The sequence below is a fragment of the Pedobacter sp. NO84 genome, assembly GCF_059703915.1.
The window spans coordinates 1,115,733-1,136,349 of record NZ_AP046575.1 but is presented as its reverse complement, the minus strand read 5'-3'; the positions used below and the strand labels follow the sequence as shown (position 1 = coordinate 1,136,349).

Sequence of the window (20,617 nt, the reverse complement as noted above, 5' to 3'; positions counted from 1 at the left end):
TAGGTTTGTCAAGCTGGGGCTTGTTAAAGGGCGTAATTTGGTCTTCGACAGGCTAGTGAAACAAATCTCTCCCTTGGCGATACAATCGCCGCTCTCGTTCATCCTCGTTACAAACGAGGACGAGTTAGGGGCTCAACCTATTATGTAAGCAATTTATAGCAATTTAGCTGCCCTTAGATGTCTAAGATGGTGAAAAAATAGGGTGTTAGGCGTTAGGTAGATTTAACTTGCGTGTGCTGTAGGTTTTCGAGAGCCTCAAACTGTCAACTTCGAAAGTGCTTTAAGGTTCTAAGGTGGTAAAAAAGTTACCCTCTAGATGTTCTGTGCAATAACAAACCCACTTGCCCATGCCCATTGAAAATTATAACCACCAAGCCAGCCCGTAACGTCCATGCATTCGCCGCCAAAATACAGACCTTGAATTTTTTTACATTCCAAGGTTTTTGAAGAAACTTCATTGGTGTCTATCCCTCCCCGCATTACTTCGGCTTTATCATACCCTTTATCACCTGCTGGTTTAACTTTAAACTGATGTATCGTCTGATTGATTACTTCCATATCAGCTTTGCTTAAATCGGCTACAGTTTTAGTTAAAGGCAAAAATTTCCCTAGAGCATCTGTAAATTTCTTGGCATAATACCGGTTCAATAAAGTTGATAATAGTAATTTCCCATTAGTTAGACGTTCATCATTGATCAAACTTACGATGTTATCATTGGGTAACAGATTGATATTTATAACTTCTCCTCTTCTCCAATAGGATGAAATTTGAAGGATTGCAGGACCGCTCAATCCCCAATGGGTGAAGAGAATATTTTCTTCAAAAGAAATTTCGGCATTGCTTACTTCACAAAATACCGAGTTTCCAGAAAGTTGGGCATACCATTCCTCATCCTTTCCTGTAATGGTTAGTGGCACCAATGCGGGGGCTGTTTCTATGATGCTGAGTTGGTTGTTCCTGGCAAATCGAAGGGCAAAATCAGTTGCGCCCATCTTAGGGATGGGTAATCCACCACTTGCAACAACCAATTTCGGGGCGGTAATATCTTTTACTTTTTCGCCATTGGTGTAAACGACAGTAAAACCTTTTTCGTTAAGGTTAACAGTTGTTACCTCTGCATTGCATCTAATTTCTTGACCCATCTCTGCACAGAGTGAAACGAATACTTCTACTACATCCTTTGCACTTTTCGTTTCAGGGAAGAGCTGTCCCAAGGTTTTTTCCTTTCCAACTATCCCGTACGTTTCGAAAAAATTAATTGTATCCTCAACGGTCCACTGCGTAAAAGCTGATTTTAGAAAATGCGGATTGGCAGAGATAAATTGATCCTCGGTAGTTAACTCATTGGTAAAATTGCATCTTCCGCCGCCAGAAATCAATATTTTTGCGCCGGGCTTGGTATTTTTTTCGAGTACGACAACCCTTTTTCCTAGAAACCCTGCCTGCACTGCACACATCAGTCCACATGCTCCACCTCCAATAATTATCGCATCAACCTCCATCAAATTGGTTTATATTATTATTTTTGTGCAAAATAAGCATAAATTTATATTCGATAATGGCAAAACAAATCAGCGAGTTAAAATTAGGGATTTTAGGTGGGGGACAGCTCGGCAGAATGCTTATTCAAGAAGCAATCAACTATAACCTAATCACCTATGTTTTAGATCCAGATCCGGATGCGCCTTGTAAAAACATTGCTAATAAATTCGAATGCGGTTCTATTACAGATTTTGATACGGTTTATAACTTTGGCAAAAAAGCTGATATCATCACCATAGAGATAGAAAAAGTTAATGTTGAGGCATTAGAACAGTTAGAAAAAGAAGGTAAAATGGTATTCCCACAATCGCGGGTTATCCGTTTAATTCAGGATAAGGGAATCCAAAAGCAGTTTTTTAAGGAAAATGATATCCCAACTGCACCTTTCCAATTGGTTAATCATGCTTCAGATTTGAGCAATGGTCAATTTGCTTTTCCCTATATTTTAAAACAACGAAAAGATGGGTACGATGGTAAGGGAGTAATGAAAATAAATAGCCACGCTGATATCTCAAATGCATTTTCTAGTCCCTCTTTAATTGAGGAATTAATAAATTTTGATAAAGAAATTGCGGTTATAGTTTCGAGAAATTCAAATGGCGATAGTAAAACTTTCCCAATGGTTGAAATGGAATTTAACGCTGAAGCAAATCTTGTTGAATTTTTGATTTCACCTTCAACCTACCCTGAAGATGTCCAGAAAAAAGCTGAAGAGATTGCCCTAAAAATAGCCTCAGCCTTAAATATTACGGGAATTTTAGCCGTAGAGATGTTCGTAACAAAAAACGGGGAGATTTTGGTAAATGAGCTAGCTCCTCGCCCGCATAATAGCGGGCACCAAACCATAGAAGGTAACTATGTATCTCAGTTCGACCAACATTTACGCTCTATTTTTAATTTGCCATTAGGCGATACACGTTCAATTACCAATGCTGTGATGATCAATTTATTGGGAGAAAAAGGGCATGACGGTTTAGCTAAATATGATGGGCTAGAAAAAATAATGGCTATTGATGGGGTTTACGTACATTTATACGGTAAAAAATATACCAAGCCCTTCCGTAAGATGGGACATATCACCATCGTAGATCAAAATAGAGACCATGCCATTGAAAAGGCCAGATTTATACAACGAGAATTGAGAGTGGTGAGTTGAGTGGGAGTCCGAAGTGCGAGAGTCCATTGCTTAACGAAAACCAACGATTAACCAGTTAAACAAATTAACCATAAATTGGTGAAATCATCATAATCGGTGTAATCATCAGCAAAGCGAATTTTAAGATACAGATCAAATGAGTTCAATTAAAGTAGGTATCATCATGGGCAGCAAATCTGATTTAACGATCATGAATGATGCTGCTGAAGTGTTAAAAGAATTTAATATTCAATTCGAAATGACTGTGGTTTCTGCTCATCGTACGCCCGAAAGAATGTTCAGCTATGCCAAAGATGCGGCGCAAAGAGGATTGAAGGTAATTATAGCCGGGGCTGGCGGCGCTGCACATTTACCTGGAATGGTGGCATCCATTACCACACTCCCCGTAATAGGCGTTCCGGTTAAATCCTCAAATTCAATAGATGGATGGGATTCGATTTTATCCATCCTGCAAATGCCAAATGGCATCCCGGTAGCTACTGTAGCCTTAAACGCAGCAAAAAATGCGGGCTTGCTAGCCGTCCAGATCTTGGCAACGGCCGATGAGGCTCTAGTGCAAAAGATGCAGGCCTATAAAGATGAGCTACGTAAGAAAGTTGATGAAAGTGCAGAGGAGATGAATCGGAAGTGATGAGTTGAGAGTGGGGAGTTGGGAGTAACCCAAGCTCGAGCCCCCAAACTCCAAACTAATTGAGACTCGGATCGCTCGGGAAATTACTCACATGCGCATATTTCGGACCAAGGTTAATAATCACTGCTCTCCATAGTTCCTCCTCATCATGAGAAAAAACGATATCCTGTTGGTATTTATTAGAAACAATCCAGGTATTTGCATTAATTTCTTCAGTTAATTGCTCTTCTCCCCAACCAGAATAACCTAAAAAGAATTTTACTTCATCTTCTGCAATGCTATTGTTGTTTACCAAAAGCTTGAGCGTTTCGAAATTACCTCCCCAATAAATCCCATTTGCAATTTCCTCCCCGCTATTTAACCTATCGTAACAGCGGTGGATGAAATGAATAGTGTCTACTTCTACAGGGCCACCAATAAATATTGGATAATTCGCTTCCCAGAGATCTGGAACCAAATCTTTGAGCAAAAACTGGCTGGGCTGATTTAAAATAAACCCCAATGTCCCCTCTTCACCATGCTCGGCCATGAGAACAACCGAACGCCTAAAGTTAGGATCACTTAAAAAAGGTTCCGATATGAGTAGATTTCCTGCAGAAGGGGCAATTTTATTTAACATTTTTGCAAAATTTAATTAAAAGTTGTGCCCAAGGCATCCCTTTGGGAGAAGTTACAAGTTAGAAAGTTAAGCTAACATTTAAACATTAAACTTTACAACCTTTCAACTACTTTACACTATTTTTGTGTGATGGAATTAACAAAAGAAATGCTACAAAGTTTGCGACAAGATTATCGTTCTGCGCAATTAGACGATAATGATATCGTTAAAAATCCAATTAAGCAATTCGAAAAATGGTTTGGAGATGCTGTTGAAGCCCAACTCTACGAACCAAACGTAATGACTTTGGCTACAGCGGATAGAAGTGGCAAACCCAATGCCCGAATAGTTCTTTTAAAAGGTTTTGATGAAAATGGATTTAGCTTTTATACCAATTATTTAAGTCAGAAAGGTAAGGAACTAAAGAAAAACCCGCAAGCCTGTTTGGTTTTATTTTGGGCAGAATTAGAGCGACAAGTGAGAATTGAGGGAAAAGTAGAAAAATTGGATAAGGAAAACTCAGAGCAATACTTCCATTCAAGGCCAAAAGGAAGCCAAATTAGTGCCATTGTATCTCCTCAAAGCCAAGTGATAGCAGATAGATCAACATTAGCTATCAAAGCGGAAGAGTTAGCGCTCACATATCAAGATAAAACCATTCCTAAACCAGCACATTGGGGCGGATATATTGTTAAACCTACATCTATAGAATTTTGGCAAGGCCGACCAGATCGTCTGCACGACCGCATTAAATACGATTTAATTAACGGAAAGTGGCAAACTAGTAGATTGGCGCCTTAATTAAATAAAACTTACGAAGTTTTTTAAACTTCGTAAGTTAACTTCGTAAGTTTATCAAATGAAAAACATAGCAATTATTGGTTCGGGAACAATGGGAAATGGTATAGCACATACATTTGCCCAATTTGGTTATCAAGTAAATCTAATTGATGTAAATCTCGATGCACTTGGAAGGGCCATTGCGGTGATCACCAAGAATTTAGATAGGCAGATTACCAAAGGCGCCCTAACTGAAGAAGAAAAACAACAGACCTTAGCTAATATTACCACATTAACCAATTTGGAGACGGGTGTTGCAGAGGCAGATTTGATTGTAGAAGCAGCCACAGAAAATATCGCGCTTAAACTGAAGATATTCAAAGACCTAGACCAATTTGCAAAGCCTGATGCAATCTTGGCCAGTAACACCTCTTCAATCTCCATTACACAAATAGCATCAGTAACTAACCGTGGATCGCAAGTAATAGGAATGCATTTTATGAATCCGGTACCAATAATGAAATTGGTAGAGGTAATAAGAGGATATGCTACAAGCGATAAGACTACAGCGCTGATCATGGATCTTTCCAAAAAGCTTGGAAAATTACCAGTAGAAGTGAACGACTATCCGGGTTTTGTAGCCAATAGAATTTTGATGCCCATGATAAATGAGGCAATCTATACTCTTTTTGAAGGCGTAGCGGGTGTAAATGAGATTGACACGGTAATGAAATTTGGAATGGCACACCCTATGGGACCCTTACAATTGGCAGATTTTATCGGTCTAGATGTTTGCTTGGCGATTTTAAATGTTCTATATCAGGGATTTGGAAATCCAAAATACGCACCTTGTCCTTTACTGGTAAATATGGTAATGGCAGGTAAAAATGGTATAAAAACGGGTGAAGGGTTTTACAATTACACTAACGGCACGAAGGATGCTCCGGTGGCTGCAAAGTTCATAAGTTAACTTCTTTAACAAATAGTACCCACAGATTAAAAATGGTTGATGTCAACTAATCCTCTTAAAATCTGCCAATTAATTGTCTATCCTTGCCGTTAAAACTAATCCTGCACCAACAAAAAAGATAGCTACAGGCTAAAATGATCGTGGACCTGCCAATCCTCTAAAATCTGTGGCTAGATTAATTGTTGAATACTTTAGTTTAATGTGTTAACTTTTAAACTTATTTTTGAATTGCCCAACGCTATATGCGTAGCACTATTCGCCAAACGCCCAAGCATGAACGAAAACCTAGACCCATCTTCTGATAACCTAAATTCTACCGAACGTGATATCGAAAAGGTTTTACGTCCACAAGAATTTGAAGATTTTACTGGTCAGGATAAAATCCTTGAGAATCTAAAGATCTTTGTTAAGGCCGCAAAACTTCGGGGTGAAGCATTAGATCATGTTTTACTGCATGGACCGCCGGGATTAGGTAAAACCACTCTTTCCTATATTATTGCTAATGAAATGGGCGTTAATATTAAGGTTACTTCTGGCCCGGTATTGGACAAACCTGGCGATTTAGCCGGCTTATTAACCAACTTAGAGACTGGAGATATTCTTTTTATCGACGAAATCCATCGCTTAAGTCCACTTGTAGAAGAATATCTCTACTCGGCTATGGAAGATTTTAAGATTGATATTATGCTCGAAAGTGGTCCAAATGCCCGTTCAGTGCAAATTAGCCTCAACCCTTTTACCTTAGTTGGCGCTACTACCCGATCGGGATTATTGACCGCTCCTTTAAGGGCACGTTTTGGGATCAATTCTCGTTTAGCCTATTACGATGCGAAAATTTTAACCACCATCGTTCTACGTTCATCAGAAATTTTAAAAACTCCCATAAGCGATGAAGGAGCCTACGAAATTGCACGCAGAAGCCGTGGGACACCCCGGATAGCCAATGCTCTTTTACGCCGCACAAGGGATTTTGCGCAGATTAAGGGAACCGGAAATATCGATACCGAGATTGCCCGTTACGCATTAACGGCCTTAAATGTAGACGAACACGGATTGGACGAAATGGATAATAAAATACTATTGGCCATTATTGATAAATTTAAAGGTGGGCCTGTAGGATTAAAAACCATTGCTACTGCCGTGGGAGAAGACGACGGTACCATTGAAGAAGTTTATGAGCCTTTTCTAATCCAAGAAGGTTATCTTATGCGTACAGCACGTGGCAGGGAAGTTACCGAAGCAGCCTATAAACATTTAAATAGAATAAAATTAGGACAAACCGGAAAATTGTTTTAAATTCAAACTAACTACTTAGTTATGACTTTAAACCTCTGGCGATGAAAGTCCTCTCGATTCTTCTTTTATTCTGCATATCCTTGGGTGGCGATTCCAAACCGCCCCAATCAAAAGGTTATACGATTACAGGAAATATTAAAAATTTGTCGGCAAAATGGGTCTTTATGCGGATTGGAAAACGAGACCCTAAAGATAACCATCCTTATTGGCCAAAGATTGATTCGGCGAAGGTTATTGATGGCAAATTTATTTTACATAAAGATACTACCCTTCTTGATCCAGCCTGGTCTTCAAATATTTCATACATTGACACGATTAGTCATAAAGCAACGGGGTTAAAATTTTTCAATCCAGTTACTGGCAAACAACATCTCGATTTTATTTTAGAAAACACGGAAACTTTAATAGAAGGTGATGTAAATAACAAAAGAGGACTATCAATAACCGGATCTAAAGAAACTGACTTTTTATTCAGGTATGGTCTTATATCCCCTACCTATATCCATGAATTAAATCCGAAAATCGATTCGTTAAAAAAAGCCCATAATACAATCGCATTAAACGAGGCCATAAAAAATAAAACAGAGCAAGCTGTTAAATTTAAAGCTAATTTTAGAAGAATTATTATCGAAAACCCTTCCATTCATCTTGGTTTAATAAATCTATACCAGAATAGTAAAGTATTTACACCTACAGAACTGGAAGAACTTGTTAAGCTGTTTGACCCTAAATTGTTAAAAACCGGATACGGTAAAAACATGCTTAACTACATCCAACAAAGCAAATTAATCTTACCCACTCAACCTTTTCCATACTTTAGTTATAATAATCGCCTCCAAAAGAAAATAGAATTAACCAATATCAAAGGGGCAAAAGGAACAATTGTGGTTTTTTGGGCGAGCTGGTGTGTCCCCTGTCGTGAAGAAATTCCTGATCTTAAAAATTTATACACCAAATATCACGCGAAGGGAATTAATATAGTGAGCATTTCAATAGATCATAATATCAACGATTGGAAAAAAGCATTAACACAAGAAAAAATGCCTTGGCCTAATTTATCAAATCTACCAGGAGACTATAAAGAAATTTCTGCCAAGTTTAATATAAGTGGCATACCCTCTATATTCCTTTTAGATAAGTACAATAAAATTATACTCGCCAATGTTGACTTCTCTCGTGTTGAAGAGAAAGTTAAAACGCTGCTTAATAATTAATGCGTTGATGTATTATTTCTAAAGTAAACAAAGTAAACAATCAATAAAATAATAACCAAAATTGGGATTATCCATTTCAGCGCTTGCCCTGCTCCCTTATTATCCGGTTCATTTACGGTTGGTGCCGGACCCGGATTATCAGCATGTGCTTCATAATTTTTTTCTACAGGTGGTGTAGGTTTATTGGGGTCTTCAATATGATTTGGATCGTTACTTGCCATGGTGTTGAGGATTAATTAATGTTTCTGTAGTAACAAATAATGCATTAAAAGGTTTTTAAACAAAAGCCTATCTTTGCTTCAATGATCAACAATGCCGCCAAATACAGTCAACTCATTAAGGCCGAAGCTATGCGTCTCGGTTTTATGGCTTGTGGGATTGCAAAGGCAGAATTTTTATCAGAAGAGGCTCCTAGATTAGAAAATTGGCTTAAAAATAACCATCATGGCGAAATGGCCTATATGGAAAATCATTTTGACAAACGTCTTGATCCTCGCTTATTAGTAGATGATGCTAAATCTGTAGTTTCTTTAACCTTAAACTATTTTACCGACGATAAACAGGTGGATCAAAATGCCCCAAAAATCTCTAAATATGCCTATGGGATGGACTATCATTCTGTAATTAAAGAGAAGTTAAAAGCCTTGCTAGCGTTTATTAGCGATGAAATCGGCGAAGTGGCGGGGCGATGTTTTGTAGATTCTGCACCAGTTATGGATAAAGCTTGGGCCCAAAAATCTGGCTTGGGATGGCGTGGTAAAAATTCAAACCTGATCAGCAAAGAAGCAGGCTCTTTTTTCTTTTTGGCAGAGCTGATTATAGATCTTGAACTCCAATATGACCTTCCTTTTGCTGCCGATCATTGTGGTTCGTGTACCCGTTGCATCGATGCTTGCCCAACAAATGCGATCATGACACCCTATGTAGTGGATGGCAGCAAATGCATCTCCTACCTTACCATAGAGCTTAAGAACGAAATTCCTAATGAATTTAAAGGGAGGATGGAAAATTGGATGTTTGGATGTGACATTTGTCAGGATGTTTGCCCCTGGAACCGTTTTGCCACACCACATCAAGAGCCGGCATTTAACCCTGCTGATTTATTGCTGCAATTAAACCATAAAGAAATAACTGAAATGACCGACGAAGTCTTTAAACAGGTTTTTAAAGGGTCTGCAGTAAAACGAACCAAGTTTAACGGATTGAAGAGAAATGTGGAATTTTTAAAGGAAGGAAGGTTGGAAGCTTGAAAAGTTGTGCCAAAGGTATCCCTTTGGGAGAAGTTGTGCCAAAGGCATCCCGCTGGGAGAAGATTATAAACTTGTTGGTGTTTATCCTCATCATAGGAATCTTAGGTAGAGAAAGTTGTTTTGCACAAGAGTTAAAACTAAAATCTCGTAAAGCCGATGCTTTAGGCGGTAGAGCATTTGCTCAGAGCATCATCGATAGCAGCTTAACTTTAGAAGAAAGAGAAAATATTATTTTTAAAGAAATTAAAAGTGGTAATGTTCCAGGTTTTTTAAGAAAGCTAAAGGAAGTTAAACAAACTTCTATTCGCAATGCTGACACACTAACAGTTAGCTTTTATGTATTGCCAGATTATTTTTGCATTGGCGGCGATACTGATTTCTTTTATGTGCCCATGACACCGATATTGGCGCAAAGAGTGGCTGAATTAACCAAATCTAGCTTACCTACAAAGAAAATGGTGGATATGATCTACCTAAATGCCACGATCAAACTGCAACCAAAACCTATCCCACCAACAAAAGCCATGATCACCGTTCCCATTTTCCTAGCCCATAGCGATTCCGTAAACATACAGTTGCTCCCATATAGGCTTGAACACCTTCATGGCGCACTTACTGCCGGGAACAAAAAAGACATTATCATTAGTAATAAGATCTATACCGAAAAAACTTCAAAGGTTGTAATCTATGGATGGCATAAGATAGACGGAAAAGCTATCCAACCGGTTTACAACAAACACACTAATTTGTGGGCAGATTATAGTCATGGGATAAGGTTGGTACAACAAAAAATCTACATCAATGGTAAGAAAACAACGTTAAAGAAAACGTTACAAAGTGAAATTTATAGCTCCATTTTAAGTGATGAAGGAATGATTGAAAAACCGTTTTACCCAATAACGGGGTATCAATTATCCAACTAAATCTATTTGCTGCCGGCTATTTGATTTATTTAACTATAAATGTATTATCACTCTTATTCTTATCAGGCACATGGCTACTTCCCATTACCACCTTGCTTATTTGTTTAGTGGTTTTAAGTGTTGAAGTAAAGAGTCTTTCTCCACTTTCCCAAGCGCCTATAGTATGATGAACCTTTTCTGTTGAACCATCGTTATACGTAACGGTCAAATCAATTGGCATGGGTTTATTGCTTTTGTTTTCTATTTGAATGGTATATCCCCCATCAATTTTATCCACTGCTTTTATAGCCATATCCGTTACACCTTCCTCAAAAAACCAACGTTTCCAAAACCAATCCATGTTTTTGCCGGCGCCAGTATTCATGCTATAAAAGAAATCATAAGGCATCGGATGTTTACCATTCCACAGGGTGATATAATTATGTAATGCCTTGTTAAACAGTTCATCACCTAAATAATCTTTTACAAATAGATATCCAAATCCAGGCTTAGGATATGCATTAGTAAACGCTCCAGAACCTGTTAATGCATAGGTTAAGGTTACAATTGGGGTATCATCTTTGGTGCCCGAAGAACGTTCTGTAGGGGCAACACCATAATCATCAACTATGCTAGGATCTATCATCGGAGAAATCAACCACTCACCTATCGTTGCCCATCCCTCATCCATCCAACTGTATTTTGTTTCGTTAATACCCATATAAAAAGGAAACATGGTATGGAAAATCTCATGATCAGTAAGCGTAATGGAATCAAATTTCGTACTTGTAGGATTATCATTTACCATCATCGGGTACTCCATCTGATCTAAACCATCAAAAACCGTTTCGTGGCTATACGGGAAGGGCCATTTAGGAAAAACATAGCTCATATAATAAACGGTCTGACGAGCAAAATCAATTACCTCATAAAAATCTTTATGCTTTGAATTAAAAACGGCATCTACTCTGGTTCTTCTTTTGGTAAGTGAGTCGACCACCAAACTTGATGATTTCCACAGGTAGTGATTGCTCGTGGCAAAGGTAAAATCAACCACATTTTTTGCTTCAAATTTAAAGGTATTGAATGCTTTTTGAGCAGTAACACTATTTTGAGCTAGGGTTACGCTATCAATTACGTCAATAATTTCATCGTTATTATTCGCTAATTGCAATTTTTTGTACACTTCCTTGTTCAGTACCTCAGATCCGTTCAATAAATCGCCCGTGGCCCAAACGCAATAATTTTTAGGAACGGTTATCGCAGCTTTGAAATTGCAAAAATCATTATAGAATTCACCTATTCCATCATATGGTAATTTATTCCATCCATCTATGTCATCATAAACTGCGATTCTGGGGAAAGAATAAGCAATAAAATGAGCGCCTTCGTCTACTTCGCCAGTGCGCCTGTGTGAACCCTTATTTAAAATATAGTGATATGTAAATTTAAACTTGATCGATTTACCGGGAGCCAAAAGAGGAATAGTTATGTGCATGTTCGTCCCCTCAACTTCTAAGTGATTTACACCAATCTGGTTATTATTTAGCAAAGCGGAAGTAATCTGTAAACCATCTCCCTGATCAGCTTCTTTTATCCTAGCTTTAACCGTTTTATTTCCTTTTTGATAAAGATTAGGATATAATTTAAACCAGATCTCTTTTAATGTATCCGGACTATTATTTTCATAATCTATTTGAACCGTTCCCTGCACTTCTCGAGTGGTAGGATTAAAACTTAATTTCAGGTCATAGTCTGCAGTATTTTGCCAATACTTCGCCCCAGGCTCCCCATTCACATTTCGAGTTCCCTTTTGATACGCTTGTTGGAAAACCGGTTCTACAGGAAGTTGAGCAATTCCATCAAATGCAATTGAGAGTAGAGCCACAGAAACGCACAGATGAATGCCCCTAACTTTTTTAAAAAATTTAATTACCATCAACATTTTTTTATTTATAACTAATTTAACTACGGATACACACTAATATTTCTTTAACTATCATAAGATTTTAACCCCAGATGAACACAGATACTTTGACTCCTTTATTACCTTTCTAACCACAGATACACACAGATGAACACAGATACTTTCGCCCAATATTACCTTTTTAACAACATGTATACGCACATGAGCAGATATGGGCAAGACTAGTACCCATTCAATATTCTTTTAATTTCAACCCTTGGGTTTCCGAAGTTAATTAACAACCCACATCTTTTATTGCAGGCAACCAGGTAATTCATTAACTGTGCTTGGTGTATCTCGTTAAGTTGTTTTACAGCTTTTACCTCCACTATTACTGTATTTTCAACCATCAGATCAACAAAGTATTCGCCAACAATTTGTTCATCATAAAATACGAACAGAGGTTGTTGCTTCATTACTAATAAATCATGCTTAACAAGTTCTAAAAACAAGGCATTTTCGTATACTTTCTCCAAAAATCCAGATCCAAGAGTATTTGAAACTATGTAGGCGGCGCCAATAATTTTCTCGGTAATTAAATTTAGTTCTTCAAGTACCATTCTTATCGTCAGATCTGTGTTCATCCTTTTTATCTGTGGTAACTTCTTTTTCTGTGGAGCTACTTCCCAAACTTCATCTTCAACTGCTCTAGCATATCTTGGTTAATAGGAGTAGCAGGTTTTTGGTCTTGAGGTTTTTGAGGTGCATGATCTTGTTTGGGCGGTTGGCTTTGTTGTCTTGCCAATTTTTGATCTTCTTTCTTTTTGCTCCATCGAGCCCAAATTTCGTCTAATTTTTTCTTGGTGTACAACGGAAAATCACCCTGCTTCATCCACGAGTAATAACTTGGCTCGGCATCAAAAACCTGCTCAACAGTCCTCCCTTTATGCTTTCCGAAATTAATTACTTCCTCGCCATCTTCGTTATACACCATTCGTCCTGCAAAATCTACCACCCTATTCATATTGGTAAATTGATGGAGTAGTTCAATATCATTTTGCACAGGCTTAGATCTATTTCCTTGTTTATCTTCAAATTCGGTGTCTTTGTACTTATCTAATTGCGAAAGAAATACTTCATACGTTGCCCTAATATCAGCTTCTGCTGAGTGGGCGTTGATAATGTCTTTTTCGCAATAAAATTTATAGGCCGCCTTCAACGTGCGCTGCTCCATTTGGTGGAAGATATTCTGTACATCAACAAACTTTCTGTCGCTCATATCAAAATCTATCCCAACTCTTAAAAATTCTTCCAGAAGCATCGGAATATCAAATTTGTTAGAATTGTATCCTGCCAAATCAGCATCTCCAATAAATTCGGCTATTTCTTTGGCGGCCATCTTAAAGGTCTGCTCATCCTTTACGTCAGAATCATAAATCCCATGAATTAAGGAAGTAACCAAAGGAATGGGGATTTCTGGGTTTATTCTTTTGGCTAAAATCTGCTCAGTTCCATCGGGCATTGCCTTTAAAATGGCTATTTCTACAATTCTATCTGCACCAACATTGATTCCGGTAGCCTCAAGATCGAAGAAAGCCAGAGGACGTTTTAAGTTTAATTTCATAGTAAGATTTTAAGATTTAGGATGATTTTTTAAATTATAGAATTTTACTACTGTTAGTCATTTATCTCAAAAAATCTATTTTTAAGATAAATCTTTTTCTAATCAAGCAATGAAATCCTAAAATCTTATAATCCTAGTCAAATGTGCTAAAAAGGTTTCATTTGTGATATAGAATTGGATAAAATTTTAATTGCAATTTATTTCGAAATCTAAATATGTACGATTAAATTGCTGAAGAAAACCAAATCAGCCCTCATGAAGAAAATCCTTTTAGTGTTTATACTTCACTTTATCGCGTTATGCACTTATGCCCAGAATTTTACCTTTGGTGAAATTACAAATAGTGATTATTATTTCGACAGAAAAAATATAGATAGCAGTGCAAACGCAGTGGTTTTAAAAGAATTTGGTACAGCAAGATTGCAACTGGATGAAGCGATTGGCAGATTGGTAGTGATTTTTGATTATCATGTAAAAATTAAGATCTACAATAAAGACGGCTTTAAAAATGCAAACATTGTAATCCCAACCTATAAGGATGAAGATATGGAAGAATTTATAGATGATGTCCGTGCTTCGACCTTTAATTTGGTTGATGGTAAAGTAGTGGAAACTCCCATGGACAAAAAGGCCCTATTTAAAGAAAATAGATCTAAAAATACCTACCTCACCAAATTTACCCTTCCAAATATAAAAGAGGGATCAGTAATAGAATACAGTTACCATTTAACCTCCCCGCTGATTTTCAACTTTAAAACTTGGGAATTTCAAGATGATATCCCAAAAGTAAATAGCGAATTTGTTGCTTTCATTCCTGGAAACTACAATTACAATGTAATTCTAAGAGGCTTTTATAAGTTAAGCGATCAAAAATCAGAATTAGATAAAGAGTGTATAAGATTATCCGGTGTGCCTATCGATTGTTCTAAAATGACCTATATCATGAAAAATATTCCTGCCTTTGTTGAGGAAAGCTTCATGACAGCACCAAGTAATTTTAAATCGGCCATTTATTTCGAACTTTCTGATGTTCAATTACTAAACGGAAGCAAACAAGCATATACAAAATCATGGAAAGATGTTGATTTCGAATTGATTTCCAATAAAGGTATAGGCGGACAAATGAAACGAAAAGATGTATTTAAAGCACTTATACCCACTATATTGGAAGGAACTACCGACGAGTTAAGTAAGGCGAAAGCGGTTTATAATTACATTAATAAACAATTAAAATGGAATAATTATTACGGATTTAGGACCGATGATAACCTGAAAACAATATTAGAAGCAAGAACAGGTAATGTAGCAGATATCAATCTTAATCTGATTGCGGCTTTGTCTGCAGCAGAGCTGGATGTTGAAGCTGTACTGATCTCAACCCGAGAAAATGGTATTGTAAATAAGATTTATCCTGTGATTACAGAATTTAATTACATTGTTGCTAAAGTTAACATTGGCGATAAAAGTTATCTATTAGACGCAACCGATCCCTTACTACCATTTGGGCTTTTACCTCTAAGGTGTATCAACGATCAAGGAAGGGTGCTAAACCTAAAGAAACCCTCTTACTGGATTGATCTAAAAGCCGCGCAAAAAAGCGTAACCAGTTATGTACTTAACGGAACCTTAACTACTGATGGTAAAATAAAAGGCACAATTAGCACCACTACACTCGGTTATGCAGCTTTTAATAAGAGAAAAGATATTAAAAAATATTCCAGTGCAGAAGAGTATGTAGAAAAGCTGGACGAACAAATGCCTAAAATTAGCATTTCTAAACAGCAGATCTTAAATGTTGATAGTGTAGACAAGCCACTGATCGAGATATATGATATAGAATTTGAAGGTTATGATACCGCAACAGATAAAGAGCAATTATTTATTAATCCATTTTTTGTAAATCGAATTACAAAAAATCCTTTTAATTTGAACGATAGAACTTATCCCATAGATTTAGGCGCAACATTAGATGAACGAATCGTCATTAACATTAGCTTACCCAATACATATACGCTAAAAGAAAAACCGAAAGATATGGCGATGGCTTTACCAGGCAATGGCGGGCGCTATTTGCTGCAAACCAATGTTAACGAAAACGTAATTTCCGTAAGTCAGATTTTGCAGCTTAACAAAGCTATATATCCAGCCGATGAATATCTAAGTCTTAAAGAATTTTATAGTAAGATTATTCAAAATCAAAAAACCGATGTCCTACTAAAAAAGGCTGATTAAAAATGAAATATCCACTACTATTTTCAATTTTCTTTTTAAGTGCGCTAGCGGGTTTTGCCCAAGACAACTATGATGCGAGCCTAATTCCATCCCCCCTGCTTAGCCGGGCCAATGCTACCATCAGAAATGAGGAAACGATTGTTGATATGCAAGCGCCCAACGAAGTTAACTATACAGTAAATAAAGCCATTACAATTTTAAATAAGAACGGCGAAAGCAGTGCCGGTTTAGTTTTATTTTATGATAAAAATACCATTATAAAAGGTATTAAAGGTGAGATTTATAACGAATTTGGAAAACTGACGGGTAAGTTTTCACAAAGTGATTTTAGGGATGAAAGTGCTGTTCAAGGATTTTCTTTGTTTGAAGATAGCAGGGTAAAACATTATTTTCCTGCAGCAAATACCTTTCCTTATACGGTTGTTTACCATTACGAAATAAAATTTAAGCAAAATCTTATTATTCCAGACTGGACCCCTAAACCAGCAAGCGATGTTTCTGTTGAAAAGAGCAGTTACATCTTCATTTGTAAGCCAACCGACGAGTTTAGGATCAATGCAAAGAACTATCTGGGAGGTCCGAAAGATAATTCTAATGAAAAACAGAAAATTTTGTTTTGGAAAGTGAATAATTTAACTGGTATTAAGCCTGAACCATTTAGTCCGAATCAGGAAACTTATTTAACTAACATTAAAGTTGCACCCAAAAATTTCAGCTATTTTAATTACAAAGGAAGTTATACCAACTGGGAGGAATTGGGCAAATGGACGTACGACAATCTGTTAAAGGGAAGAAATACGGTCTCTCCGGCAACAGTACAAATGATGAAAGATTTGGTTAAGAATGAGCCTACCGACAAGGAAAAGGCAAAAAAGATCTACACTTATCTTCAGGATAAAACCAGATACATTAGTGTGCAAATAGGAATTGGAGGTTTTCAGCCTGTTGCTGCGGCAGATGTAGACCGACTTGGCTATGGCGATTGCAAGGCTTTGGTAAACTACATGCAAAGCCTCCTAAATTGTGTGGGCATCGAATCCTATTATTGTGTGGTAGAGGCCGGATTAGAAAAGGTAAGCCTCGACCCTAGTTACGCAAGTATGAACCAAGGTAACCACATCATATTATGTCTTCCGTTAAAGGGCGACACCACCTGGGTAGAATGTACAAGTCAGACTATTCCCTTTGGTTTTTTGGGCGACTTTACAGATGATCGTTATGTATTAGCTTGTACTTCTACTGGGGGTAAACTCCTAAAAACACCCAAACTAAGCGCTCAAGAAAATTTACAGGTAAGAAATGCAGTGCTTACCTTGTCAAAAGATGGAAATATTACCGGAACGGTAAATACGGTTTTTAAAGGAGCTCAATATGATAACAATGAAAGAATGGTTGCTAAACCTCTTACAGAGCAGCAACGACTGTTAAAAGCTACTTATGATATTGATAACATTAACTTTGATCAGATATCATATCTTCAAAAGAAAAGTGAAAAGCCTGAATTGACAGAAAATTTAGCGATTACTATAAGAAATTATGGCTCCATAAATAACGATCGCTTGTTTCTGCTGGTAAATGCGTTTAACATTAAAGAAACTATACCGGAGGTGAAAAATAGAATGATGCCTGTATATATCAACCGTGGATATAAAGACGTAGATACCATTGTATATCAATTGCCAGAAAACGCAATCCCATTAACAGAAATAAGCGATAAACACTTTAGTAATGAGTTTGGCGAATACGAATCTAAAATCAAGTTTATAAACCAACAGTTAATTTATGTGAGAAAACTCATTCTGAATGAAGGAACCTTTCCAGCCTCAAGCTATGCCACATTTTCGCAATTTATCGCTCAGGTAAATACGTCAGATCATTTTAAGGTTGTGCTTAGCTTAAAAAAATAATACCCAATGCAATTCCAATAATCATAATCAGATACATCAGTATTTCTGTAGATGCAAAGCGTTTGTATTTGGTCCAAAAGGACGAGTTCTTTTGATTAAGCATACATATTAGCAATGGTTCATTAGTATCATTGGTTCATTTGTGGCGATCGCTATGTATCCTGCCTAATGACTAATGAGCTAATGAACTAATTATTTAGTTCCCTCTTTTTTCCATTTCACACTACAGCCAATGGCTTTCACATTAGTAATGCTAGGTCTTTTTCCTTGGAGCAATAAATCAACAGCATTAACTACATATGGCGTTGTATCCGTTCCACTTTCTTCTTGATCATTATCTATTGCCCCTATGTAGGCAATTTCATTTCCCTTAGCAGTTTTCTGGATCACAAAAGTAGTAGGTGTTTTAGTGGCACCATATTTTTTGGTATATACTTGATCCGGATCTTCAAGATAAGCATAACTAAATTTTTCATTTTTGGCATAAGATTGCATTTTTGCATAACTATCGCCAGGGGAAGCGACAGGATCATTGGTATTAATGGCAACAACCGGATATCCTTTAGATGAATAACTTTGGTTTAACCTCTCGATTCTATCCTGATAGGCCTGAGCGACAGGACAGGTATTGCAGGTAAAAACCACGATATATCCTTTCGCATCCTTATAATCAGCAAGCGATACAGTAGCTCCATTTACATTCTTTAGACTGAAATCGCCAACTATATCTCCAACTTGATATCCAGTTTGTGCTTTTGCCATGATGCCTAGCATCAAGAAGCAAGCGAATAAAAAATTTTTCATGATCAATTAATTAGTGTTTCTATTGTTCTTATAAGTTCTTTATAGGTAAATTCCTTTTCGTAAAATGTTCGGATATTTTTATTCGTATTAATAAAAAGCGTGGCTGGAATGGCACCCGACCAACTTTTGTCCACCTTTTCTATAAACGCTTGTTGATCCGTCTCGTTAATCACAAATACTTCGCTTTTAATTTTATTCTTTTTAACAAACGGAATAACCGCTGTCTGTAATTTTGATTTAAAATCAAGGCTTATCAATAGTACCTTTACGGGATGGGCTAACTGTGCCTGACCCAATTTCTCAAAATTTGGAAGTTCTGCTACACACGGCCCACACCACGTTGCCCAAAAATTAACAACATACGTGGTATCCTTGCCTTTTAACATCCTATTTGTTAACTCACTTAAAGTTAGTGATTTAACTTGAGCCTGTGCACAAAAAAATGTAACAATTAAGAGTGACGTGAGCAGGTATTTCATGTTTGAGTTCAGGGTATTGAGTTGGGGGTTTGGAGTTAGTTCTCACAATTAACCAGTTAAACAATTAACCAATTAAACAGTTAACCAATTGTACAATTAAACAGTTAACCAAAGGCAAATAGTTAACTCATATCAATTTGTTCACTATTTCCTCCACAAATTTCCGTTTAGGCACTTTCTTATAATCTTGCTCATCGTCAATCCTCCCTACATATTTAATAAGGTAACCATTTGATTTTTTTTGTAAAACCACTGCAGTTGGTGTAGTTTTGATGCCCAACAACCATGTGTATTTGAAATGATCATCAGAAAGATAGGGAAACTGGAAATTTTTCGCCTTCGCTAATTTTTTCATTTCTGGCAACGCATCCAGCGGATATTTAACCGGGTCATCACCATAAGGCCCGATGGCAACCAGAGGAAAGCCTTTATTCTTATATTTTTGATTTAAAGCAACAATCCGCGGTTCGTACGCAATACAATGATCGCAAGTGGGGGTCATAAATACTAGAATAAAACCCTTTGCTCCTTTTTGGGCGTTCAGATCATACATGGTGCCCGATGTGCTTAATAAGGAAAGACTTGGCATAACCTGACCAACTTCAAGGGCCTTGATCTGCGCATAAGCTGCTCCGTTCAAACAAACACCAACTACAAGAAAAAAAATTAGTTTACGTATCATATTATTTTAGGGTTCCTGTTTTTACAATTGCTTGTTGATAAACAGGTAATTTTAGGTCGTCAACTACAACTCCTCGTGTGGTTGATGCGTGTACAAAAAAATCGTTATTCAAGTAAACGCCAACATGGTCTACTTCATTGCCTCCAAAAGAGAAAAATATAAGATCTCCCTCCTCTAAATTATTTATATTCTTCTTTTTAACGGCTTCAGCCTGATCTTTTGATCGTCTGGGCAAGGTAAACCCGTAAATATTTTTTTCTAACAAAAGCGCAAACCCTGAGCAATCAATCCCGCTTTTATCCAAACCTCCCAGTTTATACTTCACCCCTGTCCAATCTGCGATAAACTTATAAAGATCCCTGCTTTTTAATGCCGCCATCGCATCAGCCGCTCTAGCCGCTTTCGTATCCGCCTTAACAGGATATTTTCTTGTACCGCAAGAAACGAGCATCAATACAGCTAAAAGTAGCAATAAGAGGGATCTGAATTTCATTGATCTATTGGTTATTTTGAAGTATTGTTAAATTGTTGTATCATTAAATTGTTATTATGGCCGAAGGATTATCTTCGAGTTAGCCTTCAGAGCTTCAATCAACGCATTACACCAAACTCTACGCTTCCCGATTAGCGCCAAATGCTTGTC

Annotated in this window: 20 protein-coding genes; 10 read left to right on the top strand and 10 right to left on the bottom strand. The window is 37.2% G+C overall.

All coding sequences use genetic code 11. The features are described 5' to 3' along the window. Positions 1-312 precede the first annotated feature (312 nt). Positions 313-1,503 (bottom strand): BaiN/RdsA family NAD(P)/FAD-dependent oxidoreductase, encoded by a 1,191-nt coding sequence (locus AC6H0V_RS05060; RefSeq protein WP_497562628.1) that lies wholly within the window; start codon positions 1,501-1,503, stop codon positions 313-315. A 56-nt stretch (positions 1,504-1,559) separates the two neighbouring features. On the opposite strand from AC6H0V_RS05060, the gene AC6H0V_RS05055 reads away from it, so the two are divergent. Both AC6H0V_RS05055 and purE read left to right on the top strand, forming a co-directional pair. Continuing rightward, the gene (locus AC6H0V_RS05055; RefSeq protein WP_497562627.1) at positions 1,560-2,699 is read left to right on the top strand and encodes a 5-(carboxyamino)imidazole ribonucleotide synthase; all 1,140 of its coding nucleotides are present in this window, start codon (positions 1,560-1,562) and stop codon (positions 2,697-2,699) included. A 136-nt stretch (positions 2,700-2,835) separates the two neighbouring features. After that, positions 2,836-3,330, top strand: a complete 495-nt coding sequence (gene purE / locus AC6H0V_RS05050) for a 5-(carboxyamino)imidazole ribonucleotide mutase (RefSeq protein WP_497562626.1) — start codon at positions 2,836-2,838, stop codon at positions 3,328-3,330. 55 nt (positions 3,331-3,385) lie between these two features. Here purE and AC6H0V_RS05045 read toward each other — a convergent pair whose 3' ends face one another. Then, a complete protein-coding gene (locus AC6H0V_RS05045) occupies positions 3,386-3,949 on the bottom strand; it encodes a YqgE/AlgH family protein (protein WP_497562625.1) in 564 nt (187 codons plus the stop codon). 129 nt (positions 3,950-4,078) lie between these two features. Between AC6H0V_RS05045 and pdxH the strand changes: the two genes are divergently transcribed. The 4 genes from pdxH to AC6H0V_RS05025 all read left to right on the top strand — a co-directional run bounded on the left by pdxH (position 4,079) and on the right by AC6H0V_RS05025 (position 8,188). Next, entirely contained in the window at positions 4,079-4,729 is a 651-nt protein-coding gene (gene pdxH, locus AC6H0V_RS05040) for a pyridoxamine 5'-phosphate oxidase (protein ID WP_497562624.1), read from the top strand. 58 nt (positions 4,730-4,787) lie between these two features. Continuing rightward, positions 4,788-5,678, top strand: coding sequence for a 3-hydroxyacyl-CoA dehydrogenase family protein (locus AC6H0V_RS05035; protein WP_497562623.1), 891 nt, complete (start codon positions 4,788-4,790; stop codon positions 5,676-5,678). Positions 5,679-5,951: 273 nt separating this feature from the next. Beyond that, entirely contained in the window at positions 5,952-6,974 is a 1,023-nt protein-coding gene (gene ruvB, locus AC6H0V_RS05030; protein ID WP_497562622.1) for a Holliday junction branch migration DNA helicase RuvB, read from the top strand. A gap of 41 nt (positions 6,975-7,015) precedes the next feature. Continuing rightward, positions 7,016-8,188, top strand: coding sequence for a redoxin domain-containing protein (locus AC6H0V_RS05025; protein WP_497562621.1), 1,173 nt, complete (start codon positions 7,016-7,018; stop codon positions 8,186-8,188). Here AC6H0V_RS05025 and AC6H0V_RS05020 read toward each other — a convergent pair. Beyond that, positions 8,185-8,409 (bottom strand): hypothetical protein, encoded by a 225-nt coding sequence (locus AC6H0V_RS05020; RefSeq protein ID WP_497562620.1) that lies wholly within the window; start codon positions 8,407-8,409, stop codon positions 8,185-8,187. The two genes, AC6H0V_RS05025 and AC6H0V_RS05020, sit on opposite strands and share 4 nt — an antisense overlap. Positions 8,410-8,490: 81 nt before the next feature. On the opposite strand from AC6H0V_RS05020, the gene queG reads away from it, so the two are divergent. Together queG and AC6H0V_RS05010 are read left to right on the top strand one after the other, a co-directional pair. Beyond that, the gene (gene queG / locus AC6H0V_RS05015) at positions 8,491-9,438 is read left to right on the top strand and encodes a tRNA epoxyqueuosine(34) reductase QueG (RefSeq protein WP_497562619.1); all 948 of its coding nucleotides are present in this window, start codon (positions 8,491-8,493) and stop codon (positions 9,436-9,438) included. Beyond that, complete coding sequence (locus tag AC6H0V_RS05010) at positions 9,435-10,361, top strand: hypothetical protein (protein WP_497562618.1); 927 nt, start codon at positions 9,435-9,437, stop codon at positions 10,359-10,361. The genes queG and AC6H0V_RS05010 overlap by 4 nt, the downstream gene beginning before the upstream one ends. Positions 10,362-10,386: 25 nt before the next feature. On the opposite strand, the gene AC6H0V_RS05005 is transcribed toward AC6H0V_RS05010, so the two are convergent. The 3 genes from AC6H0V_RS05005 to AC6H0V_RS04995 all read right to left on the bottom strand — a co-directional run bounded on the left by AC6H0V_RS05005 (position 10,387) and on the right by AC6H0V_RS04995 (position 13,870). After that, positions 10,387-12,279: a M1 family metallopeptidase gene (locus AC6H0V_RS05005; protein WP_497562617.1), complete on the bottom strand. Its 1,893-nt coding sequence runs from the start codon at positions 12,277-12,279 to the stop codon at positions 10,387-10,389. 209 nt (positions 12,280-12,488) lie between these two features. Continuing rightward, positions 12,489-12,890, bottom strand: coding sequence for a GxxExxY protein (locus AC6H0V_RS05000; protein WP_497562616.1), 402 nt, complete (start codon positions 12,888-12,890; stop codon positions 12,489-12,491). Positions 12,891-12,925: 35 nt separating this feature from the next. Beyond that, positions 12,926-13,870: an exonuclease domain-containing protein gene (locus AC6H0V_RS04995; protein ID WP_497562615.1), complete on the bottom strand. Its 945-nt coding sequence runs from the start codon at positions 13,868-13,870 to the stop codon at positions 12,926-12,928. A gap of 255 nt (positions 13,871-14,125) precedes the next feature. Here AC6H0V_RS04995 and AC6H0V_RS04990 point away from each other — a divergent pair, with 255 nt between their 5' ends. Continuing rightward, positions 14,126-16,102 (top strand): DUF3858 domain-containing protein, encoded by a 1,977-nt coding sequence (locus AC6H0V_RS04990; protein ID WP_497562614.1) that lies wholly within the window; start codon positions 14,126-14,128, stop codon positions 16,100-16,102. A gap of 2 nt (positions 16,103-16,104) precedes the next feature. Then, positions 16,105-18,009 carry a DUF3857 domain-containing protein gene (locus tag AC6H0V_RS04985; RefSeq protein WP_497562613.1) on the top strand — a complete coding sequence of 635 codons (1,905 nt, stop codon included), beginning with the start codon at positions 16,105-16,107 and terminating at the stop codon, positions 18,007-18,009. Positions 18,010-18,201: 192 nt separating this feature from the next. Here AC6H0V_RS04985 and AC6H0V_RS04980 read toward each other — a convergent pair whose 3' ends face one another. The 4 genes from AC6H0V_RS04980 to AC6H0V_RS04965 all read right to left on the bottom strand — a co-directional run bounded on the left by AC6H0V_RS04980 (position 18,202) and on the right by AC6H0V_RS04965 (position 20,467). After that, entirely contained in the window at positions 18,202-18,813 is a 612-nt protein-coding gene (locus AC6H0V_RS04980) for a thioredoxin family protein (RefSeq protein WP_497562612.1), read from the bottom strand. Between the two features lie 2 nt (positions 18,814-18,815). Beyond that, positions 18,816-19,292 carry a TlpA family protein disulfide reductase gene (locus AC6H0V_RS04975; RefSeq protein ID WP_497562611.1) on the bottom strand — a complete coding sequence of 159 codons (477 nt, stop codon included), beginning with the start codon at positions 19,290-19,292 and terminating at the stop codon, positions 18,816-18,818. Between the two features lie 127 nt (positions 19,293-19,419). After that, positions 19,420-19,974, bottom strand: a complete 555-nt coding sequence (locus tag AC6H0V_RS04970; RefSeq protein ID WP_497562610.1) for a redoxin domain-containing protein — start codon at positions 19,972-19,974, stop codon at positions 19,420-19,422. Position 19,975: 1 nt separating this feature from the next. Further along, complete coding sequence (locus AC6H0V_RS04965; RefSeq protein ID WP_497562609.1) at positions 19,976-20,467, bottom strand: C40 family peptidase; 492 nt, start codon at positions 20,465-20,467, stop codon at positions 19,976-19,978. Positions 20,468-20,617: the final 150 nt, after the last annotated feature.

Excerpts from the sequence above, each read along its gene's own strand:
- AC6H0V_RS05060 (WP_497562628.1), bottom strand. The coding sequence starts at position 1,503 with ATGGAGGTTGATGCGATAATTATTGGAGGTGGAGCATGTGGACTGATG.
- AC6H0V_RS05055 (WP_497562627.1), top strand. The coding sequence starts at position 1,560 with ATGGCAAAACAAATCAGCGAGTTAAAATTAGGGATTTTAGGTGGGGGA.
- purE (WP_497562626.1), top strand. The coding sequence starts at position 2,836 with ATGAGTTCAATTAAAGTAGGTATCATCATGGGCAGCAAATCTGATTTA.
- AC6H0V_RS05045 (WP_497562625.1), bottom strand. The coding sequence starts at position 3,949 with ATGTTAAATAAAATTGCCCCTTCTGCAGGAAATCTACTCATATCGGAA.
- pdxH (WP_497562624.1), top strand. The coding sequence starts at position 4,079 with ATGGAATTAACAAAAGAAATGCTACAAAGTTTGCGACAAGATTATCGT.
- AC6H0V_RS05035 (WP_497562623.1), top strand. The coding sequence starts at position 4,788 with ATGAAAAACATAGCAATTATTGGTTCGGGAACAATGGGAAATGGTATA.
- ruvB (WP_497562622.1), top strand. The coding sequence starts at position 5,952 with ATGAACGAAAACCTAGACCCATCTTCTGATAACCTAAATTCTACCGAA.
- AC6H0V_RS05025 (WP_497562621.1), top strand. The coding sequence starts at position 7,016 with ATGAAAGTCCTCTCGATTCTTCTTTTATTCTGCATATCCTTGGGTGGC.
- AC6H0V_RS05020 (WP_497562620.1), bottom strand. The coding sequence starts at position 8,409 with ATGGCAAGTAACGATCCAAATCATATTGAAGACCCCAATAAACCTACA.
- queG (WP_497562619.1), top strand. The coding sequence starts at position 8,491 with ATGATCAACAATGCCGCCAAATACAGTCAACTCATTAAGGCCGAAGCT.
- AC6H0V_RS05005 (WP_497562617.1), bottom strand. The coding sequence starts at position 12,279 with ATGGTAATTAAATTTTTTAAAAAAGTTAGGGGCATTCATCTGTGCGTT.
- AC6H0V_RS05000 (WP_497562616.1), bottom strand. The coding sequence starts at position 12,890 with ATGAACACAGATCTGACGATAAGAATGGTACTTGAAGAACTAAATTTA.
- AC6H0V_RS04995 (WP_497562615.1), bottom strand. The coding sequence starts at position 13,870 with ATGAAATTAAACTTAAAACGTCCTCTGGCTTTCTTCGATCTTGAGGCT.
- AC6H0V_RS04990 (WP_497562614.1), top strand. The coding sequence starts at position 14,126 with ATGAAGAAAATCCTTTTAGTGTTTATACTTCACTTTATCGCGTTATGC.
- AC6H0V_RS04985 (WP_497562613.1), top strand. The coding sequence starts at position 16,105 with ATGAAATATCCACTACTATTTTCAATTTTCTTTTTAAGTGCGCTAGCG.
- AC6H0V_RS04980 (WP_497562612.1), bottom strand. The coding sequence starts at position 18,813 with ATGAAAAATTTTTTATTCGCTTGCTTCTTGATGCTAGGCATCATGGCA.
- AC6H0V_RS04975 (WP_497562611.1), bottom strand. The coding sequence starts at position 19,292 with ATGAAATACCTGCTCACGTCACTCTTAATTGTTACATTTTTTTGTGCA.
- AC6H0V_RS04970 (WP_497562610.1), bottom strand. The coding sequence starts at position 19,974 with ATGATACGTAAACTAATTTTTTTTCTTGTAGTTGGTGTTTGTTTGAAC.
- AC6H0V_RS04965 (WP_497562609.1), bottom strand. The coding sequence starts at position 20,467 with ATGAAATTCAGATCCCTCTTATTGCTACTTTTAGCTGTATTGATGCTC.